Source organism: Holophagaceae bacterium (assembly GCA_016720465.1).
In the GTDB taxonomy this organism is placed as follows: Bacteria; Acidobacteriota; Holophagae; order Holophagales; family Holophagaceae; genus JANXPB01.
In genome coordinates this window covers 424,572-437,182 of sequence record JADKKO010000004.1, presented here as the reverse complement: position 1 = coordinate 437,182, position 12,611 = coordinate 424,572, and the positions used below count along the sequence as shown (strand labels likewise).

11 protein-coding genes are annotated in these 12,611 nt (G+C 64.2%); 6 read left to right on the top strand and 5 right to left on the bottom strand.

What is annotated here, in order from left to right; genetic code table 11:
* Positions 1 to 17: 17 nt before the first annotated feature.
* Positions 18 to 950: a lipoyl synthase gene (lipA, locus tag IPQ13_09315; GenBank protein ID MBL0211092.1), complete on the top strand. Its 933-nt coding sequence runs from the start codon at positions 18 to 20 to the stop codon at positions 948 to 950.
* 90 nt (positions 951 to 1,040) lie between these two features.
* Here lipA and IPQ13_09310 read toward each other — a convergent pair whose 3' ends face one another.
* The 3 genes from IPQ13_09310 to IPQ13_09300 form a co-directional block, all read right to left on the bottom strand.
* On the bottom strand, positions 1,041 to 2,207 hold the full coding sequence (locus IPQ13_09310) for a hypothetical protein (GenBank protein MBL0211091.1): 1,167 nt from the start codon (positions 2,205 to 2,207) through the stop codon (positions 1,041 to 1,043).
* Complete coding sequence (locus IPQ13_09305) at positions 2,138 to 3,481, bottom strand: carbohydrate binding family 9 domain-containing protein (GenBank protein MBL0211090.1); 1,344 nt, start codon at positions 3,479 to 3,481, stop codon at positions 2,138 to 2,140. Before IPQ13_09305 ends, IPQ13_09310 begins: the two co-directional genes overlap by 70 nt.
* 101 nt (positions 3,482 to 3,582) lie before the next feature.
* A complete protein-coding gene (locus IPQ13_09300; protein ID MBL0211089.1) occupies positions 3,583 to 4,473 on the bottom strand; it encodes a Zn-dependent exopeptidase M28 in 891 nt (296 codons plus the stop codon).
* Positions 4,474 to 4,554: 81 nt separating this feature from the next.
* On the opposite strand from IPQ13_09300, the gene IPQ13_09295 reads away from it, so the two are divergent.
* The gene (locus IPQ13_09295; protein ID MBL0211088.1) at positions 4,555 to 5,076 is read left to right on the top strand and encodes a DUF192 domain-containing protein; all 522 of its coding nucleotides are present in this window, start codon (positions 4,555 to 4,557) and stop codon (positions 5,074 to 5,076) included.
* 10 nt (positions 5,077 to 5,086) lie between these two features.
* Here IPQ13_09295 and IPQ13_09290 read toward each other — a convergent pair whose 3' ends face one another.
* Positions 5,087 to 5,908, bottom strand: coding sequence for a hypothetical protein (locus IPQ13_09290; protein MBL0211087.1), 822 nt, complete (start codon positions 5,906 to 5,908; stop codon positions 5,087 to 5,089).
* 81 nt (positions 5,909 to 5,989) lie between these two features.
* Here IPQ13_09290 and IPQ13_09285 point away from each other — a divergent pair, with 81 nt between their 5' ends.
* The 4 genes from IPQ13_09285 to IPQ13_09270 all read left to right on the top strand — a co-directional run bounded on the left by IPQ13_09285 (position 5,990) and on the right by IPQ13_09270 (position 11,273).
* Entirely contained in the window at positions 5,990 to 8,380 is a 2,391-nt protein-coding gene (locus IPQ13_09285; protein ID MBL0211086.1) for a M1 family metallopeptidase, read from the top strand.
* A 16-nt stretch (positions 8,381 to 8,396) separates the two neighbouring features.
* Positions 8,397 to 8,915, top strand: coding sequence for a hypothetical protein (locus IPQ13_09280; protein ID MBL0211085.1), 519 nt, complete (start codon positions 8,397 to 8,399; stop codon positions 8,913 to 8,915).
* Entirely contained in the window at positions 8,912 to 9,691 is a 780-nt protein-coding gene (locus IPQ13_09275) for a sulfite exporter TauE/SafE family protein (GenBank protein MBL0211084.1), read from the top strand. Before IPQ13_09280 ends, IPQ13_09275 begins: the two co-directional genes overlap by 4 nt.
* A 352-nt stretch (positions 9,692 to 10,043) precedes the next feature.
* Positions 10,044 to 11,273, top strand: coding sequence for an MFS transporter (locus IPQ13_09270; GenBank protein ID MBL0211083.1), 1,230 nt, complete (start codon positions 10,044 to 10,046; stop codon positions 11,271 to 11,273).
* Positions 11,274 to 11,275: 2 nt separating this feature from the next.
* Here IPQ13_09270 and IPQ13_09265 read toward each other — a convergent pair whose 3' ends face one another.
* Positions 11,276 to 12,598 carry a DUF1501 domain-containing protein gene (locus IPQ13_09265; protein MBL0211082.1) on the bottom strand — a complete coding sequence of 441 codons (1,323 nt, stop codon included), beginning with the start codon at positions 12,596 to 12,598 and terminating at the stop codon, positions 11,276 to 11,278.
* Positions 12,599 to 12,611 lie beyond the last annotated feature (13 nt).

Here is a 12,611-nt window from a genome sequence, read left to right as displayed (position 1 = left end):
CGGAGGTCTGAACACCCATGCCCCGCTTTCCCAAACGAACCGGCCGCGAGGCACTGAACGGCCATGTGCGCTTGCCTGAGTGGATCGCCCGGGAACGGGTGAATCTGCGTGAATTGCATGCGATGAAGGTGGGACTGCGGGACAGCGGCCTGAACACGGTCTGCGAAGAGGCCCGATGTCCCAACCGGGCCCACTGTTTTAGCCATGGCACGGCGACCTTCCTGCTCATGGGCGGCATCTGTACCCGGGCTTGTGGATTCTGCGACATCCGGAACGGCAAGCCGGAGCTGCTGGACCCGCGCGAGCCCGAGGAAACCGCGTCGCGGGTAGAAGCCTTGGGCCTCCGCTATGCGGTGCTCACCAGCGTCAACCGGGATGATCTGCCGGACGGTGGGGCCACGCATTTCGCCGCCACGGTCTCCGCCATCCGCCGCCGCTGCCCCAGCACCCTTGTGGAAGTCCTGACGCCGGATTTCATGGGCGATCCAGAGGCCGTGGCGAAAGTCGTCGCCGCGGGTCCGGTGGTCTTCAACCACAACACGGAAACCGTGCCAAGCCTTTACAAAGAGGTGCGCCCTGCAGGCCGATTCGACCGCAGCCTCGCCGTGCTGCGGGAGGCCAAGCGCCTCGGGTCCGCCCTTTTCGGCAGCAGCTTCCGCACCAAGAGCGGACTCATGCTGGGGCTGGGCGAAACCGAAGGCGAGCTCCTGGAGGTGTTCGAAGCCCTGGCCGCCAGCGGCGTGGACATCCTCACGCTCGGCCAATACCTGCGCCCCACCCGCTTCCAGCTCCCGGTGAAACGGTACGTGCCCCCGGACGAATTCGCCGAACTGGGGCGCAAAGCCAAGGCGATCGGCTTCAAGACCGTCTACGCGGGCCCGCTGGTGCGCAGCAGCTTCAATGCCCACGAGGTGAGCGGGATGGAAGGCATCGCTATTAGCGACCATTAAGAACTACCCAGTGCTTTTCTGGGTAGTTCATTAGGGGCGCTTATGCCGTTCTTGCCGTTGGAAAAGAAAAAATGATTATTGAATTACGGCTCAGCGGAACAGCCAGCTGAATTTGATCTGCACGGCGTCGTCCGACGGCAGGTGTCTTAGCTGGGCCAGGTCCGCGCGGGGGCTGAGGCTCGCGTGGTCGTTCAGGAGGCCATCCGTCGTGGCGCCGTGGGTGTAGACCAGGTAGACGGTCGAGCCCGGACGGAATTCCCACCGGGTGATGAGATTCACATTCCAGAGCCGGTAGCTGAAAGCGGTGGCATCGGACACCGCGACCGGCTGGAGCCGGTGGTCGTCCAGGTAGGCCTGGAGGTCCCTGAAATTCCAGGCGACCGCCAGCCATTGGCTGAAGAGCTGCACCGTGAGCCGGGGCGTGAAGGCGTAGGCCAGGCGCAGGGTCTGGTTGAATTGGCTCAACCGCCGCAGGCCCACCACCGGGGACCCGGCATATCCACCGGCTCCATCGACTGGAAGTGTTTCGAGCCAGCGCAATTCGCCCTCGCTGCGCGCGAATGCGGTCTGCAACTGCAATTCCATCTGGGCTCCGAGCTTGATGTTCTGGAACAAGTTCGTGTCCGTGCTCGGACCGCCTGGGAACCACTCGCGGTTCACTTCCATCCGCACATACCAGGGTTTGTTTCCCGCCGTGTCGAACCCGGCATTCGCAAAGGTGGTGCCCGGGCGTTGCAGATATTGGCGATGGGGTTGGCCGAAGGTGCGCAATTCGCGATTGTCCTGGATCTGGAAATTGCGTCCCAGCCCTGCCCATACGGCCCAGAAATTCGTGAAGTCCGTGCGGCCGCTGGCGTAGAGGTGGTGGTGGACCTTTTGCCCGGCCTGGTCGGTGTCGTAGCCCTCCTCCATGAAAACCTGCCAATTGCGCAAGGGTCCCCAGGTCCGGTCCCATTGGTGCGAGGCGCTCCAGAAGAAGCGCTTGTTGTCCGCTTCGGAGAAATAGCCGAGGTCGTTCGGATCGAAATCGCGGCCCGCATTGAAGGATTGGACCCCCACATGCCATCCGTTGGACCAGGTCTTGACGGCGCGCAGATAGCCATACCAGCCGGAGGCTTTCTCTCCATCCGGACCAGCCGCGCTGCGGACCAGGGCGAAATCGAGAACCTCGCTGCGGTCCTTGGATTTCAGGGAACCGTCCACGGCCCCGACCACAGCCCCGCGTCCTGAAGGACCGGCTTCGTGGGCGTAGGACATGAAACCGCCGACGAAACTGCCGGCCTCATCCAGGTTTTTTTCTGGAGCCGCGCCACACCGTAATTCGTCAGCGGCGAAATCTCGCGTTTCCGGCTCCTCCCGTCTGCATCCAGGAACCTGGCGCGGGTGGGTTCCACGCTGGCTCCGAGCAGGCCGAGGTTGATGCCGTCGATTTTCGTTGTGTACTTGGCGGCGGCGGTGATGTCCGTGGCCAGGGGCTGGTCTACCAGGGTTTCCCCGGCGCCGAGGTCCGCTGATGGCGCGGCTTTCCCGATGCGGCGGCTGTAGAAAAGCTGCCCGCCCATGGTGTGGAAGATCTCGGCGCCCTCTAGAAAGAAAGCCCGCTTTTCCGGGAAGAAGGTCTCCACGGTGCTGAGGTTCAGCACCGCCTGGTCCACCTCCACCTGGCCGAAATCGGGCCGCACGGTGAGATCCAATTGCGATTGGGTGCTCAAGCCCCAATGGGCGTCGAGGCCGGCGCGGCCTTCGAATTTCCGGTCGTCGAATCCCTGGGCGGTCTCGAATTTCCGCTGGGCGCTCAAATAGGGAATGAATTCCCGGCGGAGCTGGGGACGGATGCCTTCGATTCCCGTGAGATCCGGGAAGCGGCTGACGAAGGCGTTCTCTCCTCGCGGCGGCACCTGCCAATTGCTGAACTGGCGGACCGTGCCCTGGTCGCTCCGCGAAAAATTGACGCCCCAGATCTGGGATCCGCCCGGACCGCTGGGCTGGATGCGCAGCAGGGCCAGCGGGATCTTGAGCTCGGCGGTCCAACCCTCCGCATCGACCAGGACTTCGCTCTCCCACACCCCATCCCAGGACCGGTCGGAATTGGTGTCGCTGAAATAGACGGAGTCCGATTGGACGTTCGAAGCGTTCACGCCGAAGGCGAAGGCCGTGCGGCGGTCGTGCAGGCTGTCGATGTACACCGTGAACCAGTCGCTGGCGCTGTCCTGGTCCCGGCGATGGATGCGGCGGACCACCGGCCCTTGCCCTGCGATATGGCGCATCCTCGCGCCCACATAGAGAAAGCGGTCGTCGTAAAGGATCTTCACGTCTGTGGGCACCTTGGCAGGGCTGCCGTAGACGGGCCAGGTCTCCGTGAAGCCGCTGGCTGCGGGGGCGGATGCCCAAACGGGTTCCTCCAGTTTCCCGTCCAGGTGGATGGGTTCCGTGGTCCGGACCGCCCGCAAGGGCGCGTGATTGCTACCCTGGCCCGCCACCAGGGAAGCACAGCCGACAAGGCAGAGCACTGATAGAGAATGAGGCTTCAAAGACCATCCTTGATTCAAGTGTTCAAGGCTATGCCTCATGACGCGATGGATCAAGATCCATTTTCAATCGATCCATCAACGTCCAGCAAATCGTTGAATCATCACTTGCGAAGGAGGCGCTGTTCGATCTTCGGCAAAGCATCCAGCAGGACATCCCCCACGATCTGGAGGCTTTTCGGGCTCACCTGATCGAGGGTATCTTCGGCGGTATGCCAGGCGGGGTAGTCCAGGTCGATGATGTCCACCGCAGGAATGCCCGCATCGATGAAGGGGATGTGGTCGTCTGCGATCGACGTGGATTCATCCTGGAAGATCTTGCCGTGGCCCAGGCGTTTCGCCGAGGACCACACCAGGTCGGTGAGCCAGCGGGTCGAGGCCTCCTCGCGGCGGATGCCCAAGGCCTTGTCTCCGATCATGTCCACCAGAACCATCGCCCGGATATCTTTCAGGGTGCCATCCCGTCTGGCGGCCGCCACATATTCCCGGCTGCCATAGGTGTGATCGGAACCTTGCCAGGCCACGATGGACTCCTCGCCATCGAAGAAAACCACTTCGAGGCCAAGCCGGCGCGGACGGTTCTTCACTGCCCTCAGCAGCTCGAGGAGAAAGCCGGTGCTCGAACCGCCGTCATTGGCCCCCACGAAGCGGAACCCCATGCGCTTGGTGTCGTAGTGCCCGCCCACCACGATCTTGCCGGGGACCTTGCCGGGCAGCCGGACGACGATGTTCGACATGGGAGCGCTTCCCAGCGGCGTCCCTGCCTGGAATGGGCGGTCCTCGGCCTTGAGCCCCAGGGCCGCCACCTGGCTCCTGATGTACCGGCGGCAATCCTCCAGCGCCGGGGAAGCCGGAGGACGGGGCCCCAGGTCCACCACCCGCTTCACGTGGTCAAAGGCCCGCGCGCCCTGGAATCCCTGGGCCTTGGCTGAGGCGCCGTGGATAAGTTGGGGAAGGAGGAAAAGGAGGGTCCACCGGGGCTTCAGGATTCGCATAGAGTCGAATTCTAGTGCATTTCGAAATCACTTTTTCATGAAACGGCAGGGATTAGGATGGTGAAAGAGCTTGGAGTCTTGATGCGCCGATTCATGCGACCCGTCCTCCTGGGCACCATTGGTTCAATCGCAGCCCACGGCGCGGGCGGCGGCACCGTGGCGGCGAAGGGCCATCGCTTCATGGCGGAAATCGCCGCCACGCCCCAGGAGCAGCAGAAGGGCCTCATGTTTCGTCAATTCCTGGCCAAGGACCGCTGCATGATTTTCGTTTTTGACGAAGACGGCGTCCGCAGGATCATCATGAAGAATTGCCTCATCGCCCTGGACGTCGTGTGGATCTCGGTGGACGGCCATGTGGTTGAGATGGCAGAAAAAGTGCCGCCCTGTCCGCCCGCCCGCCGAGACGGCTGCCCAGCCTACGGGGGAACGGTGCCCGCGCGCCATTTCATCGAATTCGCGGCGGGCACCATCAAGCGCCTCGGCTTGAAAAAGGGCGACCGCATCGGCTGGGATCTGAAGCTCGATGACGGCACGCCCGTTGTGGGGGGCGCCAGCATTCCCCGGGAAAAGGCTCCGGCGAAATCCAGGCGGAAACCCAAATAAAAGCCGGATCCTAGGAGCCCTGCTCGCCCTTCACGGCTTCCCGATGCTTTCCTTTGACGGGGCGGTGCAGCGTCCGAATGCCTTCGGGAGAAGGGGGCAGGGCGGTGATGTCCAGCGGGCTGATGTGCTCGCTGAGTACCTTCCAGGCCCTGGCCTGCCGGGGCAGGCGCTCCGGCTGCATGACTTCCCAGCCTTGGGCATAGCCCACAAAGGGCGGCATGATGAGCGCGAAACCGGTGTAGAGGAAGGCGGGGTGGCGATGCCAGATGGCCTGGTTGTCCACCGTGTCCATGGGCACGGCGAACAGGGGATGGACTCCGCCATTGATCCAGAAACCGCCGGGCTGGTCGTGGCGCGGGTAGACGAAGATGCGGCGGCGGTGCATGAGCGTGTGCGGGCCTACCCGGTAGGTTTCGGCGGGCTGAACGCCCGTGCCCTCCATGGCCGGGCCCCAGGCTCGCTCGGGATGGCCGACCACCTGGACGACTTCGCGGCCCTGCTTGGCGATCTTCCGGAACGCGAGCCGGAGTTCCTCGGCTTCCTCCCCTTCCAGGGTGCCCTGGTTGGGTTTCACGTCGCCCAGCAGAGCCACGCGCTTGGGCTGCAGATCATCGAGCAGGCCGAAGAGCCGCTCCCAGAGGTCCTGCTGGCCCCCGAACGGCATGGCGTCCGGACGTTTGCGGCGGGCGGCGCCAAGGCCCAGGAAAAAATCCGAGAGGACCAGGGTCCCCTGGCGGGGCAGCCAGATGGCGCGTCGGCTATCAAGGTAGACATCATCGGAAAGCTGGATTTGCATGGATTTGGCAATCACCCGGGAGCCGTAGCGGCGCAATCCTCCATTGGAACACGCGGCCAGCGATCTGTCCTGGGCAAAGCCCTCGTGTTACGATGGACAACTTTTCGGCGAGGCCCCATGCGTATCCCGGCCCAGTTCTTTTCCGTCTTGGCGCTCTGCCTGGCGGCCCAAACCCCGCAGCAACCGGCTAATGCCTCGAAGACCAACGAAAGCTTCTTCCGCAAGCTCGAGGCGCTGCCGACGCCCAATGTCTACCGCGCTGCCAGCGGCGCCCCCGGACACAGGTACTGGCAGCAGCGCGTGGATTACAAGATCAGGGCCGCCCTGGATGACGCCGCGCAGAAAATCAGCGGCACCCAGGACATCACCTACCACAATGATTCCCCGGATGAGCTGCGCTACCTCTGGTTCCAACTGGACCAGAACATCCAGAAGGCCGGAAGCGTCGGACGCAACAGCCGCAGCGCCTCGGACCTGGGGGCCCTGGCCGGGGACGCCGGCAAAGGCCTTTCCTTTTCGAGTTTCGATGCCATCACGCGGAAGGACCGGCCCGATGGCTTCCGGATCCTGTTCGTGAAAGATGCGGCCGGCGCGCCGCTCCGCAGGACCATCAACGACACGATGATGCGCGTGGATCTTCCGCAGCCGCTCAAGCCCGGCGAATCCGTGAAGCTGTCCATGGGCTGGGACTACACGGTGAACAACTACAAGGCGGCGCGCGGCCGCAGCGGGTTCGAACAGCTTGAGGATGGCGCGCGGCTCTACAACATCGCCCAATGGCAGCCCAGGGCCGCGGCCTACACGGATGATTCAGGCTGGCAGCTGGAGCAGTACCTGGGCCAGGGCGAATTCACGCTGGAGTTCGGCGATTGGGATGTGGAGATCACGCTTCCCCACGACTTCGTGATGTTGGCCACCGGCGAGCTGCAGAATCCCAACGAGGTGCTCACCGCGTCCCAACGGGACCGCCTGGAGAAAGCCCGGCGCAGCGACAGCCCGGTCATGGTCGCATCGCCCGAGGAAGCCGGGAAACCCGAATCCAGGCCATCCGGAACCGGCGACCTGACGTGGCGCTTCAAGGCGGCGAACGTCCGCGATTTCGCCTGGAACGCCTGCAAGCGTCTGATCTGGGACGCCCAGTGCGTGAAGATCAACGACCGCGTGGTCATCGCGCAGAGCGGCTACACCCGGGAGGGGATGCCCCTCTGGGACAAGTACAGCACCGCCGCGGTGGCCCACACGCTGCGAGTCTACGGCCGCTATACCTTCGACTACCCCTATCCGGCGGCGGCGAGCTGCCTGGGCCTGGGCGGCGGCGGGGGCATGGAATATCCGATGCTCTGCTTCAACGGACCCCGGCCCGAAAAGGACGGGACCTACAGCCAACGCACGAAACTCGGCCTGGTGGGCGTCATCATCCACGAAGTGGGCCACAACTTCTTCCCGATGATCGTGAACGTGGACGAGCGCCAGTGGACCTGGATGGATGAGGGCTTCAACACGTTCCTGCAGCACCTCGCGGAACGGGAATGGGATCCGGCCTTCCCCGGCGCCACGGGCCAGCAGCAGCGCATCGCGGACTATCTCAAGTTCCCGGACGCGACGCCCATCATGACCCAGAGCGAAGCGGTGCGGCATGGCGGGCTCAATGCCTATGCCAAGCCCGCGGCTGGCCTGGACATGCTCCGTGAAACCCTGATGGGCCGTGACCTGTTCGATTTCGCCTTCAAGGAATACGCCCGCCGCTGGCGGTTCAAGCGGCCCCAGCCCGCGGATTTCTTCCGCACCATGGGCGACGCTTCCGGAATGGATCTGGACTGGTTCTGGCGGGGCTGGTTCTACACGACCCTGGCGCCGGACCTGGCGGTAGAAAATGTCGAAGCCTTCCATGTTTCCGATCTGGATCCCGCCAAGCAGAAGCAGCGGGCGAAAGAAGAGGACGCGAAAAAGGACGCGAACATCTCAAGGATCCACGACAAGGAATCCATCCCCGCTGGGGGGGAAGAAAAACGCCTGGGTCTTCAGGACTTCTACAGCAATGGGAGCTTCGATCCCTATGCGGTGGGCGCGGGCGATCAGCAGAAGCTGGAAGCCATGCTGAAGGGCCTGAAACCGGAGGAACGGGAGGCGCTGGATTTCAAGCAGACCCTCTACCGCATCTCCTTCCGGAATGCAGGCAAGTTCCCGATGCCCATCTTGGCCAGGCTGAGCTATGCCGACGGGAGCAGCGAAATGCTGCGGATTCCGGTCCAGGCCTGGCTGCAGAATGAAGAGCGCTTCGCGAAGCTGGTCATTACGGACAAACGGTTGGTATCGGTGGAACTGGACCCGCTCCATGAATTGCCGGACGTGGATCCGAACAACAACAGCTTCCCGCGCGCCATCGGAACCCCTCTGCCGCTCAACCTCATCAAGAACCCACCCAATCCCCCCAACCCGATGCAGCAGCGGGCGGCGGAATCCAAGAAATCCGCTGCCAAGGATGCAGGCAAAATGGGCGACAAGTAGATTGCCCGGGAGGACCATGCGGCCATTGTTTCGACGGACCGTCCTGGTGCTTGCCAGCCTGGCGCCGGCGGCGCTTCCGGCCCACGTCTTCCCCATCAGCTACGGAACGCTCGCGCTGGCCGAAGGCCAAGCCCGCTTACGCCTGCGCATCTCCGTGCACAACCTGCATCCGGCCCTGGAAGCTTTCCGGGGTGGCCATCTGGAAATGAAGGATGGGGGCTATGATCCGGGGCTGCTAAATGCCTACTTCAAAGGACGGCTGGAAATGGTGCCGCCTGCGGGGAAGGCGGTGTGTTTCAAGGTCGTGGGCCAGGAGATCGGCGTCGAGGAAATCGTTCTCGACATGGAAGCGGAGCGGGAGCCCGGCGCGTCGATCGCGGATCCTGGAGGTTGGAAGCTGCGGAATGAAGTGCTCTTCGAGCGGAGCCGGCGCCAGCAGAATTTCATCACGGTTGAACAGGGCGGAGAGAGACGCGGCCTTACCTTCGACCCGCAGCATCCCATCCTTCCGCTCAGCGGCCCGGGCGCTCGGTGAGCCCAGGGACGCAGGTTCTGGCGGGGCTGGGGGCGGGCCTGGCCGGAGGCGCGCTATCGGGGCTTTTCGGGATCGGCGGCGGGATCGTGCTGGTGCCCCTGCTGGCGCTGGCGCTGGGCCTGGACCAGCATCGGGCTCAAGGAGTGACGCTTTCGGTGATGCTGCTGCCCATCGGGTTTCCGGCGGTGCTGCACTATCACCGCAGCGGCGTGCGGATTCTATGGTCGCTGGTCGGGATGCTCATCCTCGGGTTCCTGTTCGGTGTTTTGGCCGGGAGCTGGCTTGCCAATGCCATCCCTGAGCGGCCCATGCGCTGGGGCTTCGTCCTCTTCCTGCTCCTGGTGGCCCTCCGGATGCTCACGCAGCGAAGCGGCGGCGCAGGCCGGGCGGGCGCCATGGACCGCCCCACCACGGAGTACTGGGTTCCGGGCCTGGCCATCGGATTCGCGGGCGGCATGGCCTCGGGCCTGCTGGGCATCGGCGGCGGCATCGTCATGATTCCGCTTCTGGTATGGTGGCTCGGGTTTTCCCAAACCGAGGCCCAGGTCACGAGCCTTGCGGTGATGCTGCCGCCCATCGGCCTGCCGGGCGTGCTGATCTACGCCCAGGCCCAAGCGGGTTTTCCTTGGGCGCTCATGGGCGGGGTGGGATTGGGTTTCGCGGCGGGGGCCTACGTGGGCGCTCGGGGCGCCACGCGCATGGATGGCTCCTCCCTTCGCCTGGCCTTCGTGGGCCTGGTTCTGGTGACAGCGGTGCTGTTGGCGACCAAGCGCTAGAGCGTGTCTTAACATTCCCCCGTGCCGCGACGGAGGTCAGCCGCGATGCAGCGCAAGGAAGGGGCCGCAGCGGCGTATCGGTCATACGCTCAAGGCCCGTGACGCCGCGATGCGCGCGGCTGGCCCCGTCCCTTCGGGCTGGGGCGGCGGGCTTCGCTGGGCTGCGTTACCCTCCCGTGGCGTATGGCCAATACGCCGTGGTCGGCTGCCTTGCCCTGCTCGCCCGGCGCTCCCAGCGCGGCGCGGGGGAATGTTAAGACACGCTCTTAGGGCGTGTAGGAAAAAAAACAGGTTCATCAAGGTTGGCATCCCGCACGTTTCTTTGCCTCGTCCAATCGGCTACCTTGTCCCAATGAGCCGCCCACCCATTCGAAGCATCTTCAACCTGACTGTGTTCGTCGCGGCCCTCGGCTACTTCGTGGACATGTTCGATCTGTTGCTGTTTCCCATCGTGCGCCAGCCCAGCCTGACGGCCCTTGGCATCGCGCCGGGCGAAGCCCAGATCACCATGGGCGCTTTCCTGCTGAACGCCCAGATGGCGGGCATGCTGCTGGGCGGCATTTTCTGGGGCGTGCTGGGGGATCGCAAGGGCCGCCTGTCCACGCTCTTCGGCAGCATCGCGCTGTACTCGGTCGCGAATATCGCCAACGCCTTTGTGACGGGCATTCCCAGCTACGCCTTCTGGCGGTTCATGGCGGGACTCGGCCTTGCCGGCGAGCTGGGCGCGGCCGTCACACTGGTTTCCGAAGTCCTGCCCAAGGAATTGCGCGGCTACGGCACGGCGGTGGTGGCATCGGTGGGTGTCTTCGGCACCGTGACCGCGGCCTTGGTGGGGCGTTACCTGAATTGGCAGCATGCCTATCTGGCGGGCGGCGGCCTTGGGATCCTGCTGCTTTGCCTGAGGCTGGGCATGCGCGAGAGCCTGATGTTCCAGAAGTCCGAAGGCATTTCGGTGAAACGGGGGGATTTCTTAAGTCTGTTCACGGCCTGGAGCCGCTTTGGACGCTACTTGCGGTGCATCCTCATCGGCCTGCCCCTGTGGTTCATCATGGGCATCCTGATCATCTTCTCGCCGGAATTCGGACCCAGCCTGCGCGTGGCGGGAAAACTGGATCCTGGCGTGGCCATCGCCTGCTGCTACAGCGGCGTCACGGTCGGCAGCCTGGTCTCGGGCTTCCTGAGCCAGGCCTGGGGCAGCCGCACCAAGGTGGTCGGCATCTTCATGTCCGCGGCCTTCGTGGGCGTGGCGGTGTTTCTCCTGAGCCGCGGCTTCAGCACCTTCTGGATGTACGTCCTGATGGCCTATATGGGGCTGGCGGCGGGCTACTGGGCGGTCTACGTCACCATCGCCGCGGAGCAGTTCGGCACCAACCTGCGGGCCACCGTCGCCACAACGGTGCCCAATTTCCTCCGGGGCTCGGTGGTGCTCATCACCAGCGGTTTCCTGATGCTGAAGGCTCCGCTCGGACTGCTCGGCGCGGCCTGGGTCGTGGGGCTGGTCTGCTTCGCCCTGGCGGCGTTCAGTCTTTCAGGCCTCGAGGACACCCATGGCCGGGATCTGGATTTCATGGAGAAGGACTAGGACTACAGGAATCCCAAGGTTGAATAGGTGGAACCCAGGATCCCCTTGCTATCGCTGTAGCCCAGGAACCGCTCCAGGATGGTGGCGTAGACGCTGCGGAAATCCGTGGTGAACACCATGTTCCCGTTGGCGTCGGGCTTGGTGAGATCCGGATAGCCCTGGCCGTAGAATCCGCCCTTCACCATGTTGCCCAACGCGAAGGCCAGGATGGCAGTGCCATGGTCCGTGCCGCCGTTGTTCTCCTTGATGCGGCGCCCGAATTCGCTCCAGCCCACGACCATGACGCGGTCCTGGGCCTTCACGGCCTGGCTGTTCACGGTCGTGTTGATGCTGGCCAGGTCGTCGTAGAAGGCCTTGATGCTGCCGCCCAGGGCCCGCATGAGGCGTGGATAGTCGTTCGCCTGGTTGCTATGGGTGTCGAAGCCCCCGAGGCGGACCGTGTAGACCTGGCCGGGAATGCCGCTGGCGATCATCTGGGCCACCAGTTTCAACTGGGTGCTGAGCTGGCTGCTGACATTCGCGATGGCGTAGCCTGCGTCGCCGGGATAGGGCACCGAAGGCGTGCGGGTGGCGATCGCAGTGCTGAACTGGCTGGCCGCGTCGTAGAAGAGCTTGCCCTCGGAGGCGGCGGTGGAGACATCGATGGCCGTTCCGGGATTGTTCAGGCTGAAGGCGTAGCCGCTCTTCAGGAAATTGGAATCCGGCACCTGGGCGCCGCTGCGCAGGTAGGTCGGATAGTTGAAGCCCGCGGAAGTCGTGATGGCCACGAAATCCCGCTTCCGGCCATGGTTCATCAGAATGATGTCCGAGGTCGTGGTGATGCCGCGCAGGACATCCGTGGCGGCGAAGGCAGCATCCCCCCAGCGTCCCAGCCAACCCGTGCCGTCCGGAACCGCGGCGCCCTGCCCCCAGTAGTCCGTGGCGGTGAAGTGCGAGAGATTGGGATTGGGCATCCCGACACCGGGAATCCAGGCGATCTTGCCCGCGGCGTGCACCAGATCAAATCCGGTGCAGTCCTTGATCAAGCCGATGCCGCTGCCGAGGTCCGTGAGATTGCTGGCGGGTATGGCGAGGGCCGGGCGGTTGGTGGCATAGGCGCCCGCGTTGGCTCCGCTGGTGGGCGGGGTCATGCTGAGCCAATCGTTGCCCCCCTGGATCTGCACCAGCACCAGGATGGGGCCTGCGATGGCAGGCGGCGGCGGAGGAGGCGGAGGTCCCCCGCCGGTGTCCGAGGAAGTGCTGCTGCCGCCGCTGCAGGCGGTGAAGCCCGCCAGGGCTGCGCTCCCGGCCAGGGTGGTCTGGATGAATTGACGGCGTGAAGACATGGACCCCTCCGGT

Excerpts from the sequence above, each read along its gene's own strand:
- IPQ13_09285 (MBL0211086.1), top strand. The coding sequence starts at position 5,990 with ATGCGTATCCCGGCCCAGTTCTTTTCCGTCTTGGCGCTCTGCCTGGCG.
- IPQ13_09270 (MBL0211083.1), top strand. The coding sequence starts at position 10,044 with ATGAGCCGCCCACCCATTCGAAGCATCTTCAACCTGACTGTGTTCGTC.
- IPQ13_09265 (MBL0211082.1), bottom strand. The coding sequence starts at position 12,598 with ATGTCTTCACGCCGTCAATTCATCCAGACCACCCTGGCCGGGAGCGCA.
- IPQ13_09310 (MBL0211091.1), bottom strand. The coding sequence starts at position 2,207 with ATGTCCTACGCCCACGAAGCCGGTCCTTCAGGACGCGGGGCTGTGGTC.
- IPQ13_09300 (MBL0211089.1), bottom strand. The coding sequence starts at position 4,473 with ATGCGAATCCTGAAGCCCCGGTGGACCCTCCTTTTCCTCCTTCCCCAA.
- IPQ13_09295 (MBL0211088.1), top strand. The coding sequence starts at position 4,555 with ATGCGCCGATTCATGCGACCCGTCCTCCTGGGCACCATTGGTTCAATC.
- IPQ13_09280 (MBL0211085.1), top strand. The coding sequence starts at position 8,397 with ATGCGGCCATTGTTTCGACGGACCGTCCTGGTGCTTGCCAGCCTGGCG.
- lipA (MBL0211092.1), top strand. The coding sequence starts at position 18 with ATGCCCCGCTTTCCCAAACGAACCGGCCGCGAGGCACTGAACGGCCAT.